This window comes from Stutzerimonas sp. 21-1, from assembly GCF_056336065.1.
In genome coordinates this window covers 1841862-1862606 of record NZ_CM150500.1, presented here as the reverse complement: position 1 = coordinate 1862606, position 20745 = coordinate 1841862, and the positions used below count along the sequence as shown (strand labels likewise).

Genomic DNA, 20745 nt, shown 5'->3' with positions numbered 1-20745 from the left:
TCGGCTTAGCCCAGCAGCGCACCCAGCCCGCGCACGACGCGGGTCAGTTCGTCGTTGTCGCCCTGAATGTGCACCCGCACACCGTCGATTTCGCGCCGTGGCGGATAGGCCTTGCGCAGCTGATCGAAGGCAGCACGACGCTGCGCTTCGTCACCGCGCAGGCTGCGGCGGAACGCGGCATCGTCGCTACGCGGGTCGTAGACCGCGCGGCACAGCGTGGCCAACAGAGTGCATGGATCGGCAGAGCCATCGAAGCTCAGCGCCTGTAGCGCCGGCGCCGGCATCAGCTCGTCCAGCGTCACTGTCGGCGCCAGCCCCTGGGCGGCGCAGAACGCCTGATAGACCTGTGCAGTGCCGCGCAGCTTGCCATCCAGGCTGTAGCCGGCGATATGCGGCGTGGCCAGCTGGCACAATTCGGCCAGGGCGACGTCGACCTGCGGCTCGCCTTCCCAGACATCCAGTACCGCCTGCAGATCCGGTCGACGTAGCAGCAGTTCGCGTAGAGCGGCATTGTCCACCACCGCGCCACGGCTGGCGTTGATCAGCCAGCTGCCAGGGCGCAGTTGCGCCAGTCGGGAAGCGTCGAACAGATGGAAGGTCGGATGCGCGCCCTGCAACTCCAGTGGCGTATGCAGGCTGATCACATCGCACTCGGCGATGATCTCCTCCAGCGTGACAAAGTCACCAGTCTCACGTGCCTGGCGCGGCGGATCGCAGACTCGCACATCCCAGCCCAATCCGCGCAGCACCTCCACCAGCCGCCCGCCCACTTCGCCCGCGCCGACCACGCCGTAGCGACGTGTCGTCAGTTCCTCGCCCTGCCGTTCGGCCAGCGTCAGCAGGCTGCCCAGCACGTAATCCACCACTCCGCGCGCATTGCAGCCGGGCGCACTGGCCCAGGTGATGCCGGCTTCGAGGAAATAGTCGAGGTCCAGATGATCGGTGCCGATGGTGCAGGTGCCGACGAAGCGCACCGGTGTGCCGGCGAGCAATTCGCGATCGACGCGGGTCACCGAGCGCACCAGCAGCACGTCGGTCTGCTCCAGCGCCGCCCGGTTGATCGAGCGGCCGGCCATGCGGCGGATGCTGCCGAAGCCGGCGAAGAAGGCATCGACCAAAGGAATGTTTTCGTCGGCGAGGATACGCATGGCAGGCTCCGTTTCAGATGCGGCCCATTCTAGACGCCTCGCCGCCGTTTTTCCGCCTTTCGGCCAGCTGTCGTGCGGCGTAGACTACCGCGCTCTTTGTATACAACCGGAACGATGCAATGCCTTCTGAGTCGAGAGCCGGCCGGGTGCGGACCGAGCTGCGCACCCTCTTCGCCCTTGCCCTGCCGATGATGATCGCTCAGCTGGCCAATACGGCGATGGGCTTCGTCGATACGGTGATGGCGGGTCGGGTCAGTGCGCACGATCTGGCGGCAGTGGCCCTGGGCAATTCCATCTGGGTGCCGGTTTTTCTGTTCCTGACCGGCGTGATCCTGGCGACCACGCCGAACGTGGCGCAGCGTTTCGGCGCCGGACGCCACGGCGAGATCGGCCCTCTGGTGCGCCAGGCGCTGTGGATGGGCGGCGGCCTCGGCAGCCTGTGCGCCGTCCTGATGTGGAACGCCGAGCCGATGCTGCACTGGATGAACGTCGAAGCCGCGCTGATCGATCCCAGCATGGGCTATCTGCGCGCCGTCGCCTGCGGCTTTCCGGCGATCGGGCTGTACCAGGTGCTGCGTTGCTACAGCGACGGCCTCGGCCACTCGCGCCCGAGCATGGTGGTCGGGGTTCTCGGCCTGCTGCTGAATATCCCGCTCAACTACATCTTCATCTACGGCAAGCTCGGCGCGCCGGCACTCGGCGGTGTTGGCTGCGGTGTCGCAACGTCGCTGGTCATGCTGTTCATGCTGCTGGCCATGCTGTTCTGGGTACGCCGCGCCGCGCCGTATCGACCGAGCCGGCTATTCGCCCACTTCGAATGGCCGCGCTGGCCGGTGCTCAGCCCCTTGCTCGCGGTCGGTCTGCCGATCGGTATCGCGGTGTTCGCCGAAGCCAGCATTTTTTCGGTCATTGCGCTGCTGATCGGCGCATTGGGCGCGACGGTGGTGGCCGGACACCAGATAGCGCTGAACTTCACCTCGCTGATCTTCATGATTCCGCTGTCGCTGGGCATGGCGGTCACCGTGCGGGTGGGACAGGCACTGGGCCGCAGTGCGCCGCGAGATGCGCGTTTCGCCGCTGGCGTCGGAGTGGGAACGGGGCTGGTGTATGCCTGTTTTTCCGCCACCGCGATGCTGCTGTTCGCCGTGCCGATTGCCCGCATCTACACGCCCGACCCCGCGGTGATCGCCGTGGCGTCCGGCTTGTTCTTCTATGCGGCACTGTTCCAGTTCTCCGATGTTGTGCAAGTTACCGCTGCCGGTGCCCTGCGCGGCTACCAGGACACGCGCATGACCATGATCTTCACCCTCTTCGCCTACTGGGGCATCGGTCTGCCGATCGGCTATGTGCTCGGCCTGACCGACCACTTCGGCCCGGCATCCGGCCCCGGCGGGCTGTGGCAGGGTCTGATCGCCGGACTGAGCTGCGCAGCGTTTTTGCTCAGCATCCGCCTGGCACGCAGCGCACGGCGCGCAATTCGTCTTCAGCGGGCTCGCCCGGCTCAGGCCTGAGCCGTCGACGCGAAATCATCGAAGGCGCTCTGCATCAGCGGAAGAGGCGATGACGCTGGTCAGCATGACTTGACCGCCGAACCGGGCAACTGAATACTGTATTCATATACAGTATTTTTGGATTGCCTTTGCATGACATCCGTGGTCGCCCTGGATCGCCTGCTCGATGCACGCCGTGTCTGGCGTGGGCAGGCCATCGTCGCCCCTGCCGCCAGCCAGCCGACCGGACACGCCGCGCTGGATGCCGCCCTTCCGGGTGGCGGCTGGCCGGAGGCGGCACTGAGCGAGATCCTCCTCGCCGCGCCCGGCACCGGCGAGCTGCGCCTGCTGTGGCCGACCCTTGCCCGGCTGACCGTGGCCGGCGAGCGGGTGGTGCTGGTCGACCCGCCGCATCTGCCCTACCCCCAGGCCTGGCTGACCGCCGGCGTCGACCTGCGGCAGTTGAGCATCGTCCACGCCAGCGGGCGCGATGCGCTGTGGGCGACCGAGCAATGCCTGCGCTCGGGTAGCTGTGGCGCCGTGCTGTGCTGGCCGAGGCAGGCGGACGACCGCGCCCTGCGGCGCCTGCAGGTGGCCGCCGAAACCGGACAGACGCTGGCCTTCGCCTATCGCCCGCAGGCCGAAGCGCTGAACCCCTCGCCAGCCGCCCTGCGCCTGGCCATCGACGCTCACCCGGCGCAACTGCGCGTGCTCAAGTGCCGAGGCGGTCTGGCGCCGGCGCGGCCGATCGCCGCCAGCGCCTGGCGGTGACACGGACATGCTCTGGGCCTGCATCCTGCTGCCGCAACTGGCGATGGACGGCGTGCTGCGCGAACGCAGCGACCCTGCCGCGCCGCTGGCCTTGCTCGCCGGGCCGGCGCAGCGGCGCGTGCTGCAAGCGGTCAATCCGGCGGCGCGCGAACTCGGCCTGAAACCCGGCCAGACGCTGACTGCCGCCCAGGCGCTGACCCGCAATTTCGCCAGTGCCGATTACGATCTGGCGGCCATCGAGCGCTGGCAGCGCTTCCTGGCCGCCTGGGCCTACGGTTTCAGCGCTCAGGTCAGCCTGCATTACCCGCGCTGCCTGCTGCTGGAAGTGCAGTCCAGCCTCGGCCTGTTCGGCCCCTGGCCGCGCTTCGAAGCGCGCCTGCGCCAGGAACTGAACGCCCTGGGCTTCCGCCAGCGCATCACCGTTGCCCCCAACCCGGCGGCGGCACGGGTACTCGCCAATGCCCACGATGGTCTGGCGGTGAGCGATGACACAACGCTGCGCGAGGCGCTCGGACGTTTGCCGGTGGAGCGCCTCGGCCTGTCGCGCGAAGTGGCCACGGCCTTCGCGCGCATGGGGTTGCGCAGTCTTTCGCAACTGCTTGCCCTGCCCCGCGACAGCGTGGCCCGGCGCTTTCCGGCCGAGGTGCTGCTGCAGCTCGACACCCTGCTCGGGCGGCAGCCGCTGGCGCTGGAGTTCTACCGCCCACCCGATGTTTTCGACGCGCGCATCGAATTGAACTTCGAGGTCGAGTCACACCAGGCGCTGTTGTTCCCGCTGCGCCGGCTCACCGCCGACCTGGCCGCCTATCTCGCCGGGCGCGACAGCGGCGTGCAGCGTTTCGTCCTGCAACTGGAACATCGCAACCTGGCCGACAGCCAGGTCGTCGTCGGCCTGCTGGCTGCCGAGCGTGAGGCCGGCATGCTGTTCGAGCTGACCCGCGGCCGCCTGGAACAGCTGCAACTGCCGGCACCGGTGCTGGCAGTGCGATTGCTGGCGCGCGAGCTGCCGGCCTTCACCCCGCAGCACCGCCAGCTGTTCGATGAAAGAGCGCAGCAAACGCTGCCCTGGGAACAGCTGCGCGAACGCCTGCGCGCGCGTCTCGGCGACCATGCTGTGCAGGGCCTCGGCGCCTGCGCCGATCATCGCCCCGAACATGCATGGCAGACGCAGGCACAGGCGCCACGTACAGCCCTGCCGGCAAGCGGCCCGCGCCCCGGCTGGTTGCTGACCGCACCTCAGTCGCTGCGCGAAAGCTCGCTGCGCATCCTCGCCGGCCCGGAACGTATCGAGTCCGGCTGGTGGGACGGCGAGGATATACGGCGCGACTACTACCTCATCGAAACACGCGCCGGCCAGCGCGGCTGGGCCTTCCGCCCGCTCGGCAGCGACGGCCCGCTGCTGCTGCACGGCTGGTTCGCATGAGTGGTTACGCCGAACTGCACTGCCTGTCCAACTTCAGCTTCCAGCGCGGCGCTTCCAGCGCCCAGGAGCTGTTCGAGCGGGCAGCGCGACTGGGCTACCGCGCCCTGGCGATCACCGACGAATGCACACTGGCAGGTATCGTCCGCGCCTGGCAGGCAGCCAAGGACAGTGGCGTACCACTCATCGTCGGCAGTGAGGTGCGTATCGAAAACGGCCCCCGGCTGATCCTGCTGGTTGAAAACCTAACCGGCTATCAGGCGCTTTGCCGCTTGATCACCCTGGCTCGCCGCCGTTGCGAGAAGGGTCGCTATCGCCTTTTGTTCGACGATTTCGTCGAGTCCCCGGACGGGCTGCTGGCAATCTGGCTGCCGGATGATGACGACGACCACCTGCCCAGGCTGCGCCGCTTGTTCCCGCAGCGACTGTGGCTGGCCGTCGAACTGCATCGCGGCGCGGATGACGCCGCGCAACTGCAGTACCTGCTTGAGCGGGCGACGTCCTGCGGGCTACCACCGGTGGCCTGCGGCGACGTGCACATGCACGCCCGCGGACGGCGTGCCCTGCAGGACTGCATGACCGCCATCCGCCACCACCTGCCGGTGGCCGAGGCCGGCGCCCATCTGTTCCCCAACGGCGAGCGCCATCTGCGGCGCCACGAGGAGCTGGCCGAGCTGTATCCACCGGCCCTGCTCGCCGAAACCCTGCGCATCGCCGCGCGCTGCACCTTCGATCTCGGCCAGTTGCGCTATCACTACCCGCGCGAACTGGTTCCGCACGGGCATGACGCCACCTTCTGGCTGCGCGAACTGGTCGAGCGCGGCGCCCGCTGGCGCTGGCCGAACGGGGTGCCCGAACAGGCCCGCAGGCTGCTCGAACATGAGCTGAAGCTGATCGCCGAACTGGCGTACGAGAGCTACTTCCTCACCGTGCACGACATCGTGAACTGGGCACGCGAGCGGCAGATTCTCTGCCAGGGGCGTGGTTCGGCGGCCAACTCCACGGTGTGTTTCGCCCTCGGTATCACCGAACTCGACCCCACCCTGCCGGGACGCCGCCTGCTGTTCGAGCGCTTTCTCTCGCGCGAGCGCAAGGAGCCGCCGGATATCGACGTGGACTTCGAGCACGAGCGCCGCGAGGAAGTCATCCAGTACGTTTTCAGCCGCTATGGCCGTCACCGCGCTGCCCTCACCGCCGTGGTCAGCACCTATCACAGCGCCGGCGCGCTGCGCGACGTGGCCAAGGCGCTCGGCCTGCCACCCGTTCAGGTGAATGCACTGGCCGACTGCTGCGGACGCTGGAGCGACCATGTGCCCTCGGCCGAACGCCTGGCCGAGGCCGGCTTCGATGCGAACAACCCTTTGCTGCGCCGGGTGCTAGCATTGACCGGCGAGCTGATCGGCTTCCCCCGTCACCTGTCGCAGCATCCTGGCGGTTTCGTGATCAGCGAACACCCACTGCAGACCCTGGTGCCGGTGGAGAACGCCAGCATGGCCGAGCGCACTGTGATCCAGTGGGACAAGGACGACCTCGATCTGGTCGGCCTGCTCAAGGTCGATGTGCTCGCCCTGGGCATGCTCAGTGCGCTGCGTCGCTGCTTCGCCCTGATCGAGCGTTATCGCGGCACACGCTGGACGCTGGCCAGCCTGCCGCAGGAGGATCCGGCGACCTACGCCATGATCAGTCGCGCCGATACCATCGGCGTGTTCCAGATCGAGTCGCGGGCGCAGATGGCCATGCTGCCGCGCCTGCGCCCGCACAAGTTCTACGATTTGGTGATCCAGGTGGCCATCGTCCGCCCCGGGCCGATCCAGGGCGATATGGTTCATCCGTACCTGCGCCGGCGTAACGGCGAGGAGCCGGTGCTCTATCCCTCCGACGAACTCATGCCGGTATTCGAGCGCACTCTCGGCGTGCCGCTGTTCCAAGAACAGGTGATGGAACTGGCCATCATCGCCGCCGACTACAGCCCCGGCGAGGCCGACGAACTGCGCCGCAGCATGGCCGCTTGGAAGCGCCACGGCGGTCTGGAACATCATCGTGAACGGCTGACTGCGCGGATGCTCGCCAAGCACTATGAGCCGGAATTTATCACGCGCATCTTCGAGCAGATCAAAGGCTTCGGCAGCTACGGTTTCCCCGAATCCCACGCCGCCAGCTTCGCCCTGCTCACCTACGCTAGCAGCTGGCTGAAATGCCATGAGCCGGCGGCGTTCGCCTGCGCGCTGATCAACAGCTGGCCGATGGGTTTCTACAGCCCCGATCAGGTATTGCAGGATGCCCGGCGCCACGGCATCGAAGTGCGCCCGGTAGACGTATGTCACAGCGACTGGGATTGCAGTCTGGAGCCCGGCGCCGAGGCACAGCCGGCGATCCGCCTGGGCCTGCGGATGATTCGTAGCCTGCGTGAGGCGGATGCCCGAGGCATCGAGAGCGCTCGCCGGACACAAGCGTTCAGCGATGTCGATGACCTCAGCCGGCGCGCCGGGCTGGACGCCCGCGCGCGCGAACGGCTGGCCGATGCCGGCGCCCTGCACGGCCTTGCCGGGCATCGTCATCACGCGCGCTGGGCCGTCGCCGGGGTCGAACCGCAGCTGCCGCTGTTCGCCGAGCTGGCTGCAACGACGGAAGCGCCGGTGAACCTGCCGTTGCCCACGACCGGCGAAGACCTGCTGACCGACTACGCAACCCTCGGCACGACGCTTGGACCGCATCCGCTGACACTGCTGCGCGACCAATTGAGGGCGCGACGCTGCCGCAGTTCACGCGAGCTGGCCGATGCCGAGCCCGGCCGGCCGGTCAGCGTTGCCGGCCTGGTGATCGGTCGGCAGCGCCCGCAGACCGCCAGCGGCGTGGTTTTTGTCACCCTGGAAGATGAGTTCGGATTGATCAATGTGGTGGTCTGGCAGCATCTGGCCGAACGCCAGCACCCGGTGCTGCTGCAATCGCAACTGCTGCAGGTCGACGGTCATCTGGAGTCCGCTCATGGTGTGCGCCACGTGATCGCCGGCCGTCTGCGCGACCTCAGTGCGCTGCTCTCAGGGCTGGATGTGCGCAGTCGGGACTTCCAGTGAACCGGCTCGAACGGAGCCCTCACGACGCGCCTGGCGGCTAGCGCTGGGTATTCGCGGCCGGCCTCCGTACAATGCGCGCCTCACGATAGACCCCGATGCGGCGCATGTAGCCCGCACTCAGTGCTGCCCGCCGAAGCGATAACGCCGGCGCCGAGCCGCAATGGCACGCGAAACCTGCCCACAAGCCCCAACGTAACCCTTTGAAACCCGTGAGATAGAGCCTCTTGATTTCCACCGCTAACATCACCATGCAGTTCGGCGCCAAGCCGCTGTTCGAAAACGTTTCCGTCAAGTTCGGCGGCGGCAACCGCTACGGCCTGATCGGCGCCAACGGCTGCGGCAAGTCGACCTTCATGAAGATTCTCGGCGGCGAGCTGGAGCCGTCGGCCGGTCAGGTGATGCTCGAACCCAACGTGCGCCTGGGCAAGCTGCGCCAGGATCAGTTCGCCTACGAAGACTTCAGCGTGATCGACACCGTGATCATGGGCCACGAGGAGCTGTGGCAGATCAAGGCCGAGCGTGACCGCATCTATGCCCTGCCGGAAATGAGCGAGGACGACGGCATGGCCGTCGCCGAGCTGGAAGTACAGTTCGCCGAGTTCGACGGCTACACCGCCGAATCCCGCGCTGGCGAGCTGCTGCTCGGCCTGGGCATCCCGCTCGATCAGCATTTCGGCCCGATGAGCGCCGTGGCACCGGGTTGGAAGCTGCGCGTGCTGCTGGCCCAGGCGCTGTTCTCCGACCCGGAAGTGCTGCTGCTGGACGAACCGACCAACCACCTGGACATCAACACCATCCGCTGGCTGGAATCGGTGCTCACGGCGCGCAACAGCACCATGATCATCATTTCCCACGACCGTCACTTCCTGAACTCGGTCTGCACCCACATGGCCGACCTGGATTACGGCGAGCTGCGCCTGTTCCCCGGCAACTACGACGAATACATGACCGCGGCGACCCAGGCCCGCGAACGCCTGTTGTCGGACAACGCCAAGAAAAAGGCGCAGATCGCCGAACTGCAGACCTTCGTCAGCCGCTTCTCGGCCAACGCCTCGAAGGCCAAGCAGGCCACCAGCCGCGCCAAGCTGATCGACAAGATCCAGCTGGAAGAGGTCAAGCCGTCCAGCCGGGTCAGCCCGTTCATCCGCTTCGAGCAGTACAAGAAGCTGCATCGCCAAGCGGTCACGCTGGAACGCCTCAGCCAGGGTTACGACGGCACTGCGCTGTTCAAGAACCTGAACCTGCAGATCGAAGCCGGTGAACGGGTGGCCATCATCGGACCCAACGGCATCGGCAAGACCACCCTGCTGCGCACGCTGGTCGGCGAGATGCCGCCGCTGTCCGGCGAAGTGAAATGGACCGAAAGCGCCGATGTCGGTTACTTCGCCCAGGATCATGCCGAGGACTTCGAGGACGACGTCACGCTGTTCGACTGGATGGGCCAGTGGACCCAGGGCGGTGAACAGCTGGTGCGTGGCACCCTCGGGCGCATGCTGTTTTCCAACGACGAGATCAAGAAATCGGTGAAGGTGATTTCCGGGGGTGAACAGGGCCGCATGCTGTTCGGCAAGCTGATCCTGAAGAAACCCAACGTGCTGGTGATGGACGAACCGACCAACCACCTGGACATGGAATCGATCGAGGCGCTCAACCTGGCGCTGGAGAACTACCCGGGCACGCTGATCTTCGTCAGCCATGACCGCGAGTTCGTCAGCTCGCTGGCCACGCGCATCATCGAGCTGTCGGAGAACGGTGTGACCGACTTCAGCGGCAGCTACGACGACTACCTGCGCAGCCAGGGCGTGTTGGTCTGATCGATCGACAAGCCCCATGAAAAAGCCCCGCGAAAGCGGGGCTTTTTTGTTTCCGGGCTCAGCGTCCTAACCCACCGCCGTGCTCCAGTCGATCAGGCCGAACTGCCAGGTCGCCAGGATGATGATGCCGAAGACGATGCGATACCAGGCGAACGCCGCATAGCTGTGGTTGCCGATGAACTTCAGCAGCGCCCGCACTGCCAGCATCGCGAAGAGGAACGAGGTGACGAAGCCGATGGCGAACACCGGGAAGTCGCCGGGCTGGAACAGGTCGCGATACTTGTAGCCCGAGTACGCGGCTGCGCCCACCATCGTCGGCATCGCCAGGAAGAAGGAGAATTCCGTCGCCGCCTTGCGCGAAAGGCCGAACAGCAGGCCACCGATGATCGTCGAGCCGGAGCGCGACGTACCCGGTACCAGCGCCAGGCACTGGGCGAAACCGACCTTGAGCGCGTGCGTCCAGCGCATGTCGTCGACCGTTTCGGCTTCGATGCGATGGTCGCGGTTCTCCGCCCAGAGCATGACGATGCCGCCGATCACCAGTGCGGTAGCAACCGTGATCGGGTTGAACAGGTAATGATGGATGAGGTCGGCGAACAACACGCCAAGCACTACTGCCGGCATGAAGGCGATCAGCAGATTCAGCGTGAATCTCTGCGCTTCGCGCTCCTTCGGCAGGCCCACCACCACGCCGATGATCTTGCGCCGATACTCCCAGACCACCGCCAGGATGGCGCCCAGCTGAATGATGATGTTGAAGGCCAGCGCGCGTTCACCGCCGAAGCCGATCAGATCCGCGACGATGATCTGGTGCCCGGTACTGGATACCGGCAGAAACTCCGTCAGGCCCTCAACCACTCCCAGAATCAATGCCTGTACGGCAATCCAAAGATCCATCTATTCCCCATCAGCGATGCAGACCATCGCACTTGAAAATACAACAAAGGTATATGCCAGCACGGCGTCTGGCCGCTGTTCTGACTCGTCGCGGCCAAGTAAATTCCGCCGCGTCACGGGAGGGGGCTCATTTTTAGCCACGCGCGGCCGAAAAGCTATCAGGGAGAGGCCGGACAGGCAGAGCGGCGACGATCACTCATCTGTCCGGCACATTGCACCGATGCCGGTGCGCATAAAGATAAAAGGCTCATCAGGAGTTCTACGAAAATGAATCTGCTGCGAAAGTTTCCCATCAGCAAGCGTCTGTGGCTGATTCCGGTGGTCGCCATCCTCATGCTGTTCATCCTCGGCATGCTGATGATCCAGCAGGTGCGTAGCGATCTGTACAAGGGCAAGCAGGAGATGACCCGTCATGTGGTCGAGACTGCTGCCGGCATCTTCGATCACTACCGCCAGCTCGAAACCAGCGGTGCCATGTCCACCGCCGAGGCGCAGCAGGCGGCCATCAAGCAAATCCGCGCGTTGCGCTACGACGGCCAGGATTACTTCTGGATCAACGATCTCGGCCCGGTCATGATCATGCACCCGATGCAGCCCAAGCTCGAAGGTCAGAATCTGTCCCAGGTCAAGGACCCGACCGGCAAGGCACTGTTCAACGAAATGGTCGCCGTGGCCCGCAGTAACGGCGCCGGGGCCGTGGACTACATGTGGGCCAAGCCGGGCGAAGCCGACCCGGTACCGAAGATTTCCTACGTTCAGCTGTTCCAGCCCTGGGGCTGGATCATCGGCTCGGGCATCTACGTCGATGACGTCGAGGCCGAGTTCAAGAACTATCTGATGCGTTTCTCCATCATCGGGCTGCTCATCGCGGCGATCATGGCCGTACTGGTGGCTATTCTGATCCGCAGCATCACCCGCCCGCTGCGCAACTCGATGTCGGCGATGGCCAACATCGCCAGCGGCGAGGCCGATCTGACGCGCGATCTGGATGTTTCCGGCAACGATGAACTGACCACCTTGGGCCGCGACTTCAACCGCTTTACCGGCAAGCTGCGCAGCGTGATCAGCCAGCTGCTGGAGACGGCGCAGTCGCTAGGACAATCGTCCCAGACGCTCGGCAGCGTCTCCGGGGATGCCTTCCAGCAAAGCCAGCAGCAGCTGCAGCAGATGGAGCTGGTGGCCACTGCGATCAACGAAGTCACCTACGCCGTACAGGAAGTCGCGAAGAACGCCGAGCATGCCGCCAGCGAAGTTGGCGATGCGGAGAACCAGGCCGGCCAGGGCCAGCAGAACATCGAGGCCAGCCTGCAACAGATCGACCAGCTGTCGGCGACCATCAGCCAGGCCGTGGGCGTCATCCAGTCGCTGGCCGATGAAACCACCAAGATCGGCAGCGTGCTCGAAGTGATCGGTTCCATCGCCGACCAGACCAACCTGCTCGCGCTCAACGCCGCCATCGAGGCCGCCCGCGCCGGCGAACAGGGCCGCGGCTTCGCCGTGGTCGCCGACGAGGTACGTCTGCTCGCGCAGCGCACCCAGCAATCGACGGCGGAAATCCAGACCATGATCGAGCGCCTGCAGAAGAACTCCGGCGCGGCGGTGAACGTGATCATGGAGAGCAACCGGGCATCGCAGCTCACCGTCGAGCAGGCCAGCCAGGCCGGCGAGAGCCTCGGGCAGATCGCCCAGGCGCTGCGCAACCTGTCCGGCCTCAATGCCTCCATCGCCAGCGCGACGCTGCAGCAGTCGCATGTGGTCGAAGACATCAACCAGAACGTCACCCAGGCGGCCGGCCTGGCACAACAGAGCACCGACGCCGCCGAGCAGACCCGCGAGGCTGGCAAGCACCTCGGTGAACTGGCCGAGCGCCTGAACAGTCTGCTGCGCCAGTTCCGCGTCTGATCGACTGAGCGCCCCGGTTACATCGGGGCGCCGAGTCACACGGCAGGCATCGGCCTGCCGTTTTTTATTTGGCGGCAAGTTGTCGCAGCCCGACTGACCGCCGGTCGCCTGGGCAACGCCTGCGCCTTCCAGCAAATTCCTTTTAAATCATGTTCTTAGCACGCCTGATTGGTGCGCCAGAAACCAAACTCGCGCGTTATACCTTTGGCTAATTGCAAAAAAAGTCTCAACTCTCGGAATTCGAGTGTGACTCGCAAGTCCTCTGCGTACATCAACTGCATGTAAGGCCAACGCTGCAAGGCTCGAATGGCCCACCCATCGCACACAGAGAGACATGCCCAATGAACGCACCGCTCCGCATCAACGACGCCCTCCTCATCACCGATCGCGCATTCAAGCCCTTCCAGTGCGTAGCCTGGACCCTGCCGGAAGGTAACGGCGAAGTCAGCATCACCGTTGTCGACAGCGCCCTCGCCCGCCCGCTGGGCCGCTGCAAGATGTCCAGCAGCGTGTACACCGATCCGGTCAAGTTGGGCGAAGCGTTGGAGCAGTCCCGCGAGCAGATGACCCGCGACGGCATCCACTTCTCGCCCTGGCACATGCCTGAATAAATTCGGTGCGTGTCTCCAGAAGGCCCGGCAGCTCTGCTCCGGGCCTTTTGCATTTCCGGACGCTGCGTTTGTTTCGCGTCGACCGACCCATTCACCTGTTTCACGGTCAGTAGAGATATCGACGAAACAGGAGACTCCCCATGAAAGGTGCTCACGCCTACGTCAACGACCAATGGCACAGCTGCGGTCTGGCCAGCCTGCCGCAAGGGCCGGGCGCTCACGACATCACCCTGAAGTTCATCATCCCGCGCGATACCCAGTTCACCGGGCTGCTCGAACATGTCTGCAAGATTGCCCTGCAGCACCTGCAGGAGGCCTACCCGGGGCGCGACGTCACCCACGCGCCAATAGTCGGCTCCGTGGTCGGTGACGGCAGCGGCGACGGAATCCGGCTCGTTTACCACGTGGCGGCCGCCTGAACGCAACTTCGCAGATAACGAGAACAACTACCGATGACGCCCTTCGACTGGCAACGCATCCTGCTCGATGACTTCCCCCTGCTGTTCATCGCCGAGGTGTCGATGCGCGCGCTGTTCGCCTTCGTCGCCGTGTTCGCCTTTCTCAAGATCAGCGGCCGACGCGGCATCCGCCAGCTTTCGGTGTTCGAACTGGTGATCATCCTGACGCTCGGTTCGGCGGCGGGGGATGTGTCCTTCTACGAAGACGTCCCGCTGCTGCCGATCATCGCGGTATTCGTCACCCTGCTTGGGCTGTATCGCTTCACGGTGTTGCTGATGACCCGCAGCCCACGCTTCGGCAGCTGGCTCGAGGGCAAGCCGGTGACGATCATCCGCGATGGCCTCTACGAACTGCACAGCCTGAATCGCCATGACATCTCCGCCGACGAGTTCTTCATGGAGCTGCGTCAGCAGGGCGTCGAACATCTAGGTCAGGTCCGACTGGGCATTCTGGAAACCGACGGTGATGTCAGCCTGTTCTTCCATACGCCGGACCAGGTGCGCCCGGGTTTGTCAGTGCTGCCACCGGAGCATCGCCCCGAATTCCGGCAGGTTCCGGCTAGCGGCCTGTATGCCTGCAGTCATTGCGGTTTTCCACAGACACTCGAAAGCCAGCAGGAGATGAGCTGTCCGCGTTGTGGGCATCGCTGCTGGTGCAAGGCGCTGACCCACCCACGCCTGCACTGACACACGGTCCCGAACCGCGTCGCTGGCCGGCGGTCAGTCTGAACAGGGCCGACATCACGCCGGCCTCCCCCGAAGGAGATGCAGACATGTTGGGTGATTACTCCGCTATCAACGACCACCTCGATACCGCACGCAAACACGCCGATCAGGCCGAAACCGAAGGCAAGCCGGCGATCTATCGGGAAGCTATCGACGAACTGGTGGCCGCGATCCGCCTGCTGATGCGCAACACCGCCGAACGCGACGAGTGACCCCACAAGCCGATGCGCAACCCTGCCGAGGCTCCGAAGCTACCGCCGCAGGCAACCGGCATCCGCCCAGTGCCCGAAGACGAATCGGGCGACACCGGCACGCCGCTCTGCCCCACACTGCCGGCAGAGCTGAACTACGTCGACGACAGCCAGCCGGGCATCCGACGCCGGCGACTGCGCGGCAAGTTCGTCTACTACACCGCGCAGGGCGAACGCATCACCGACGAGGCGCAGGTTCGCCGCATCAACAGCCTCGCCATTCCGCCAGCCTATCGCGACGTCTGGATCTGCGCCGACCCGCAAGGTCACCTGCAGGCCACCGGGCGCGATGCACGCGGGCGCAAGCAGTACCGTTACCACCCGCGCTGGCGCGAGATACGCGACAGCAACAAGTACGAGCGCATGCTGGCGTTCGGCGAAACCCTGCCAACGTTGCGCAAACGCCTGGAACAGGACCTCGCGCGTACCGGCATGCCGCGCGAGAAAGTCATGGCGCTGGTGGTGACGCTGCTCGAATCCACGCTGATTCGCATCGGCAATCCACGCTACGCCCGCGACAACCGCTCCTACGGTCTCACCACGCTGCGCACACGGCACGTCGACATCCGCGGCACGGCGATTCGCTTCCAGTTTCGCGGCAAGAGCGGCGTCGAACACCAGGTGACACTGCGAGATCGGCGGCTGGCGCGCCTGTTGCGGCGTTGCCTGGAGCTGCCGGGACAACAGCTGTTCCAGTATCTGGACGATGACGGCCAGCGCCGCACGGTCGGCTCGGGTGACATCAACCAGTACCTGCGCGACCTGACCGGGCGCGATTTCACCGCCAAGGACTACCGCACCTGGGCCGGCAGCGCGCTGGCGCTGGAGCACCTGCGCACACGGCGATGGCAGACCCAGACCGAGGCGCGCCAGCAGCTGGTCGAGACGGTGAAACAGGTCGCCAGCCAGCTGGGCAACACGCCGGCGGTATGCCGCCAGTGTTATATCCACCCGGCGATTCTGCAGGCGTTTGCCGAAGGCGAGCTGGCGGACCTCAAGCGCGCACGTCAGCGCAAGTGGTTGAGCCGCCAGGAAGTAGCCTTGCTGGCCTTTCTGCGCAGTCGTAGCGACGCGCAATAGCCGGACCGCCCATCACTGGTCGCGCGCGGCGTGCCCATGCAAGGTGACGCAGTTGCGGCCGGCGGACTTGGACGCGTAGAGCGCACTGTCCGCCCATTCGATCAGCTGCGCATGTCCCGTGCTGGGCTGGCTGAGATCGGCGATGCCCAGGCTGATGGTGAAACGGATCGGCCGCCCGTCGTGCTGCACTTCATGCGCCTCGACGACCCGGCGCAGGCGCTCCGCAAAGGTGAATGCGCCCTGCTTGTCGGTATCGCGCAACAACACCACAAACTCCTCACCACCGTAGCGACCCGCCACGTCGCAATCGCGCATGGTTTCGCGGATCAGCTCGGCGACCTGCTGGATCACGGCATCGCCGGCCTGGTGACCGTAGGTATCGTTGATCGACTTGAAGTGATCGATATCGAACATGACCAGTGCGGACTGGCTCTCGTGGCGACGATGGCGCGCATAGTCCTGACGAAGAATCTCCTCCCAGTGACCACGGTTGTACAACCCGGTCAGGCGGTCGGTGCTGGACAGCCGCTGCAGCTCGCGATTGGCCGCCTGCAGCTGGCGACGGTTCACCGCGACGTCGGTCACGTCATAGATGATCAGGCAGACCTGCTCGATGGCGCCGCTGGTGCCCCGCAGCGGCAGCAGCGTGGTGTTCTGATACATGAAGTCTTCCAGCCCGGTGATCGGCTGGTAGTTCTTGAAGCGCAGCAGGTAAGGCCGCTGCTCCCAGATGGTGAACGACGGCGTGCCGAGGGTTATGACGCTCTCGACCTTGCGCCGGAACCACTCCTCGTCCAGCTCGGGGAACAGCGCGAAGAACGACTGCCGGCGCGCCGCTTCGGGCAGCACGCCGGAGCGGTTCTCCATGAAGGTGTTCCAGACTTCGACGCAGTAGTCTCGATCGAGAACCACGACCCCGACGTCGATGCTCTGGACAACCGCCAGCAGCCAGTGAAATTCGCTGGGTTGGGACATGGTCAGTTCATCAGGTAGGCAAGTTTGCGGGACAGCAGGTCGAGCGAATCCTCGGTGAACAGCAGCAGCAGGTCGAAATGGATGTCGTGGCCTTCCAGGCTGTAGCTGATCTCCACCGCCAGGGTGCGCTTCCAGCGCAAGCGATTCAGGCGAATCAGCTCGTCGATCGGCGCGTGCTGGCCCAGCACCTGTGGATGTCCCTGGGAGAAGGCGACGTCGATCTGGTCGGCGATACCGCTGAGGCAGGCGCTGATCAGCAGGCTGGACAGGTCCAGCAGCATCTCGATTTCGTGATGATCTTGGCGACGCAGCAAGCGCGCCATGTCGGCGACTTCCGAATCATGGAACAGCAGCAGCGCCTCGCCCGCGATGCCGCCGCCGATGTAACCCTGGCAGACGGCGGTAAGCCTGTCGCCACGCGCGGCATCGGCCAGCGCCATGTGCAGCTCACTCACTTCGAGAAGGTTGACGTTGGGAATCGGCAACTGGATGAACACCCCCAGCACCCGCGCCAGCAACGCTGCTGCGCGTCCCATCGCAATATTCACAACCTCGCGCAGGGCATCGCGAAAACCGATGGCTTCACCGTCGGCGCGCGTCGCCAGCGCCGTCTGCTCGTTCAGAAGGCCGAGGCTCGCCAGCGTCTGATAGAGGTGCAGCGGTTCGGCCGGCTTGCGGATGAATGCCAGCGCCCCGAGCTCGAGTACCCGCCGCACCGCTTCATCCTGAACATCCGCCGATACCACGATTGCCTTGCACGACAGGCCCTCGCGCCGCAGGGCCGCGAGCACCTGATAGCCATCCATGCCAGGCATGGTGAGGTCGAGTATCAGCACGTCGATGCCGCCCTGGCGAATGCGCTCCAGCGCCGCGGCACCCGTTTCCACCTGCGTCACGGCCACCGGCCAACCTGCCGGCAGCGCACGCAGAAGCTGCTTGCGCGCCAGGTTGGAGTCGTCGCAGATCAGAAGGGAGGTGGTATACATGCGCGCTGGCATTCCGTGCCGATGGAATCGGAAGCCGCCAGCTTATATCAACCGCGAGATGCATTGGTGGCCATTTGGCATCATCCGACAAAATGGCACTTTCGAGCGACAGCCGTGACGCGCGGTTATCGCGTCACGGTGTTGGGAAGGGTAACTCAGTAGTAGGCGTTGTCGCGGTTGCTGTGGTCGGTCACGTCGCGCACGCCCTTGAGTTCGGGGATGCGCGCCAGCAGCGTCTTCTCGATGCCTTCCTTGAGGGTGACATCAGCCTGCCCGCAGCCCTGGCAACCGCCGCCGAACTGCAACACGGCAATGCCCTCGTCGACCACGTCGATCAGCGTGACCTGGCCACCGTGGCTGGCCAGCCCGGGGTTGATCTCGGTCTGCAGGTAATAGTTGATGCGCTCGTTCAGCGGGCTGTCTTCGTTGACCATCGGCACCTTGGCATTTGGCGCCTTGATGGTCAGCTGCCCACCCATGCGGTCGGTCGCGTAGTCCACCAGCGCATCTTCCAGGAACGGCTCGCTGGTGCCGTCGATCCAGGCGGTGAAACTCTTCAGCGCCAGGGCGATGTCGTCCGGCTTCTCCTCGCCCGGCTTGCAGTAGGCGATGCAGGTTTCCGCGTAAGGGGTACCCGGCTGGGTGATGAAGATACGAATGCCGATGCCGGTGGTGTTCTGCTTTTCGAGCAGATCGGCCAGATAGTCGTGTGCAGCTTCGGTAATGGTGATCGCGCTCATGGCAACTCCTCGCAGATATGCGCGGCAGTGTACGCCAACGCGGGCCGCGGATAAAGTCCTAGTAATTTAGTCAAGTACAGCCACCACCTTTTACAGGTTCTGATAACGGTTCATGTCGAGCACACCCGCTTCCAGCGGATCGGTTTCTTCCAGATAGCGTGACAGGTCGTTGAAGTAGAACCAGAACTGCGGGTGGCTGCGGCGAATGCCCCAGCGCTCGACGATACGCTCGAAATCGGCACCGTCGCGGACCCGCTCCAGCGCCGCGACAAACGTCGTTACCTCCCGGGCATCGAGATTGAACAGGAAGTTCGGATAGCTGCTGAGTATTCCGGGGTAAACCGTCAGCGTGTCCCGCCGCGGCTGGTAGCGCCAGTCCTCGCCGAACATGAAGGCGACATTGCTGTGCGCGCGGTTGCGCAACAGGCTGTACAACTCGCGCTGGCCGGAGCCGTACTCGATGCGCAGCAGCGTCGCCTCCGGTAACTGGCCGACGACCGGCAAGCCAGCGGCCATGCGGTTGCTCAGGCGGCTGAGTGCTTGCTCGGCCTGCTGCAGCGGCACCGGCTGGTCGGCGCGATAGCAATGCGTGCCAAGGCAGCGATTGAGCGGGTCGGGCGCGGCGTTGATCGGTGCCAGGCGTGTCAGTAACTGGCGGGCCAGCGTCTGCTTGGAGTCGCCGGGCTCGAGCATGAGCCTCGATGGCGTCTGCGTATCCAGCGAGGTGTAGGCCAGCAACAGCTTCAGCTGGCCGCCTTGCTCGTACCAGCTGTCGAGAATCGACTGGCGCGACTTCGCCGGCAGCAGGCGCAGGAAGTTCAGCTCGGCACCGTTGCGAATCAGGTCGAAGTAAAGACGCGTCTGCCCCTGGTGAGACACGTTGCCGAACACGTCGAAGTTCACCACCAGCTGGTAATAGGTGCGCTCCAGCAGTGGATAGTCCATCCACCACAGGGTTTGCGGCACCGCACCGATCAGGCCTTTGCGCACCGAGGCGCTGTCGTGCTGGCGGAAGATCGACAGCAGCGCGTTGTCGTTGCCAGCCCAGATATGCGCCCACTCGGCCGGCTGCTCGGCATAGGCCTCCATGCGCAACTTCTCGTAGCGGTTGCGCTTGGGCTGGTAACGCTTCCAGAAACCCAGCAGCTCGCCAAGCTCGTCAAACTGACCGGGCATCGCCAGCAGCGGCGTGGTCTTGTCGCGGTAGTCGGCATCGGTGAGATAGAGGTCGTGCTGCGGGTCCTGGAACAGCACCCAGAAGTTGTCGCGAATCACGTCGGTGGCGATCTGCCCGCGGCACACCGGGCCGCGGATGAAGGTGCGCACGAAATACTCGGCGTTATCCAGCATGAACTGATAGCGCGCCTGCGGTGGAATCGCCGCGAAGGTCAGGAAGGGATTGGCGCGATGCCCCGCGCCATAGCCCGGTACCGGCCCGGCCTGCCAGTCAGAGCCGAAGAACAGCTGGCGAACCCGCGCCAGCCGCGCCTCGCTCAGCGGATAGGTGATGTGCGTCTTGTGCACGATCACATCGCTGATCGGCCACAAGCGGTAGTAGAACGTGGTGCCCGGATCGCCGTTGGGCCGTCGCGTGGCGATCGGATCGGCCGGCGCGCCGCTGGGGGTGCGCGAGCGCACCAGCTGATAGAAGTGCCCGCCCTCACCCTCTCCTTCGAAGTACAGATGGGCGAGGAACAGGTGTTCGTAAAGCCAGCGGCCGACCAGCTGCTCCCGCGTGCCGGGGGCGTTCAGCAGGTCTTCCCACTGGCGGATCTGCTGCTGCTCGCTCGCGCTCGGCTGCAGTTTGGCCAGCTCTACCGGCGCACCCTGTTCGAGCCAGCGTTGCAGGGTCGCGTACTCGTCATCCGTCAGCCCAGTCACCGCGAACGGCATGCCTCCATGAGCGCTCTTGGCGGCGTAGGCGGCAAACTCATCCGGCAACGGGCAGCTGTTCTTGCGGCCGATGCTGATATCCAGATCGGCCGGCAATTTGGCGTTCGGCTCCAGCGGCTGGCTACGCCCCAGCTCCAGCATGCGCGCCATCAACGCGGCCTGGCCGTCCGCCGCACTGAGTACGGAATGGAACCCCTTGCGCCGCCAACCTGCCTCGTCATGTGCATCGAGAAACAGCCGCGTCGTCTCCTGCGCCCTGACTCGCGTGCCGTCGTAGACCGGCTGTTTGGAAAAACCACGCTGCGCGCCATCGCCGCTGCCCAGGTTCAGCTGGCACGGCGAGTCGTAACAGGCATGGCAGGCAACGCACTTGGCGGTGAAGATCGGCTGAATGTCACGCTGATAGGACGGCGCTTGCGCCTGCGCCACGGCACCGTACAGAACGACCAGCAAGCCGAGCAGGAGTCGAGCAAACATGACGAATCAACCTGAAGAAGAGCCGGCATTCT

General features: G+C 64.9%; 17 protein-coding genes. 11 read left to right on the top strand and 6 right to left on the bottom strand.

The window, feature by feature from the left end; translation table 11 throughout:
• Positions 1 to 5 precede the first annotated feature (5 nt).
• A complete protein-coding gene (gene pdxB, locus AC0ZJQ_RS09075; protein WP_213663408.1) occupies positions 6 to 1148 on the bottom strand; it encodes a 4-phosphoerythronate dehydrogenase PdxB in 1143 nt (380 codons plus the stop codon).
• Between the two features lie 119 nt (positions 1149 to 1267).
• On the opposite strand from pdxB, the gene AC0ZJQ_RS09070 reads away from it, so the two are divergent.
• The 5 genes from AC0ZJQ_RS09070 to AC0ZJQ_RS09050 all read left to right on the top strand — a co-directional run bounded on the left by AC0ZJQ_RS09070 (position 1268) and on the right by AC0ZJQ_RS09050 (position 9717).
• The gene (locus AC0ZJQ_RS09070; protein ID WP_037019706.1) at positions 1268 to 2659 is read left to right on the top strand and encodes an MATE family efflux transporter; all 1392 of its coding nucleotides are present in this window, start codon (positions 1268 to 1270) and stop codon (positions 2657 to 2659) included.
• Between the two features lie 132 nt (positions 2660 to 2791).
• Complete coding sequence (gene imuA / locus AC0ZJQ_RS09065) at positions 2792 to 3409, top strand: translesion DNA synthesis-associated protein ImuA (protein ID WP_102828376.1); 618 nt, start codon at positions 2792 to 2794, stop codon at positions 3407 to 3409.
• A 7-nt stretch (positions 3410 to 3416) separates the two neighbouring features.
• Positions 3417 to 4832 carry a Y-family DNA polymerase gene (locus AC0ZJQ_RS09060; protein ID WP_008567834.1) on the top strand — a complete coding sequence of 472 codons (1416 nt, stop codon included), beginning with the start codon at positions 3417 to 3419 and terminating at the stop codon, positions 4830 to 4832.
• Positions 4829 to 7903 carry an error-prone DNA polymerase gene (locus AC0ZJQ_RS09055; RefSeq protein ID WP_476477700.1) on the top strand — a complete coding sequence of 1025 codons (3075 nt, stop codon included), beginning with the start codon at positions 4829 to 4831 and terminating at the stop codon, positions 7901 to 7903. The genes AC0ZJQ_RS09060 and AC0ZJQ_RS09055 overlap by 4 nt, the downstream gene beginning before the upstream one ends.
• A 224-nt stretch (positions 7904 to 8127) precedes the next feature.
• Complete coding sequence (locus AC0ZJQ_RS09050) at positions 8128 to 9717, top strand: ABC-F family ATPase (RefSeq protein ID WP_008567836.1); 1590 nt, start codon at positions 8128 to 8130, stop codon at positions 9715 to 9717.
• Positions 9718 to 9783: 66 nt separating this feature from the next.
• On the opposite strand, the gene AC0ZJQ_RS09045 is transcribed toward AC0ZJQ_RS09050, so the two are convergent.
• The gene (locus tag AC0ZJQ_RS09045; RefSeq protein WP_213663413.1) at positions 9784 to 10614 is read right to left on the bottom strand and encodes an undecaprenyl-diphosphate phosphatase; all 831 of its coding nucleotides are present in this window, start codon (positions 10612 to 10614) and stop codon (positions 9784 to 9786) included.
• Between the two features lie 267 nt (positions 10615 to 10881).
• Between AC0ZJQ_RS09045 and AC0ZJQ_RS09040 the strand changes: the two genes are divergently transcribed.
• The 6 genes from AC0ZJQ_RS09040 (at position 10882) to AC0ZJQ_RS09015 (ending at position 15642) form a co-directional block, all read left to right on the top strand.
• Positions 10882 to 12516 carry a methyl-accepting chemotaxis protein gene (locus tag AC0ZJQ_RS09040; RefSeq protein ID WP_213663414.1) on the top strand — a complete coding sequence of 545 codons (1635 nt, stop codon included), beginning with the start codon at positions 10882 to 10884 and terminating at the stop codon, positions 12514 to 12516.
• A 341-nt stretch (positions 12517 to 12857) separates the two neighbouring features.
• Positions 12858 to 13127, top strand: a complete 270-nt coding sequence (locus AC0ZJQ_RS09035) for a hypothetical protein (protein ID WP_008567839.1) — start codon at positions 12858 to 12860, stop codon at positions 13125 to 13127.
• Between the two features lie 140 nt (positions 13128 to 13267).
• Positions 13268 to 13546 (top strand): hypothetical protein, encoded by a 279-nt coding sequence (locus tag AC0ZJQ_RS09030; protein WP_008567841.1) that lies wholly within the window; start codon positions 13268 to 13270, stop codon positions 13544 to 13546.
• A 33-nt stretch (positions 13547 to 13579) separates the two neighbouring features.
• Complete coding sequence (locus AC0ZJQ_RS09025; protein WP_167135190.1) at positions 13580 to 14272, top strand: DUF421 domain-containing protein; 693 nt, start codon at positions 13580 to 13582, stop codon at positions 14270 to 14272.
• A gap of 86 nt (positions 14273 to 14358) precedes the next feature.
• A complete protein-coding gene (locus AC0ZJQ_RS09020) occupies positions 14359 to 14523 on the top strand; it encodes a hypothetical protein (protein WP_008567843.1) in 165 nt (54 codons plus the stop codon).
• 12 nt (positions 14524 to 14535) lie between these two features.
• Positions 14536 to 15642: a DNA topoisomerase IB gene (locus AC0ZJQ_RS09015; protein WP_476477699.1), complete on the top strand. Its 1107-nt coding sequence runs from the start codon at positions 14536 to 14538 to the stop codon at positions 15640 to 15642.
• 12 nt (positions 15643 to 15654) lie between these two features.
• On the opposite strand, the gene AC0ZJQ_RS09010 is transcribed toward AC0ZJQ_RS09015, so the two are convergent.
• From AC0ZJQ_RS09010 to AC0ZJQ_RS08995, 4 genes are all read right to left on the bottom strand, one after another.
• Positions 15655 to 16617 (bottom strand): sensor domain-containing diguanylate cyclase, encoded by a 963-nt coding sequence (locus AC0ZJQ_RS09010; protein WP_476477698.1) that lies wholly within the window; start codon positions 16615 to 16617, stop codon positions 15655 to 15657.
• Positions 16618 to 16619: 2 nt separating this feature from the next.
• Positions 16620 to 17603, bottom strand: coding sequence for a response regulator (locus tag AC0ZJQ_RS09005; protein WP_476477697.1), 984 nt, complete (start codon positions 17601 to 17603; stop codon positions 16620 to 16622).
• Positions 17604 to 17758: 155 nt separating this feature from the next.
• A complete protein-coding gene (gene nfuA, locus AC0ZJQ_RS09000; protein ID WP_003287873.1) occupies positions 17759 to 18343 on the bottom strand; it encodes a Fe-S biogenesis protein NfuA in 585 nt (194 codons plus the stop codon).
• A gap of 90 nt (positions 18344 to 18433) precedes the next feature.
• Positions 18434 to 20713 (bottom strand): fatty acid cis/trans isomerase, encoded by a 2280-nt coding sequence (locus AC0ZJQ_RS08995; protein WP_476477696.1) that lies wholly within the window; start codon positions 20711 to 20713, stop codon positions 18434 to 18436.
• Between the last annotated feature and the right edge of the window lie 32 nt (positions 20714 to 20745).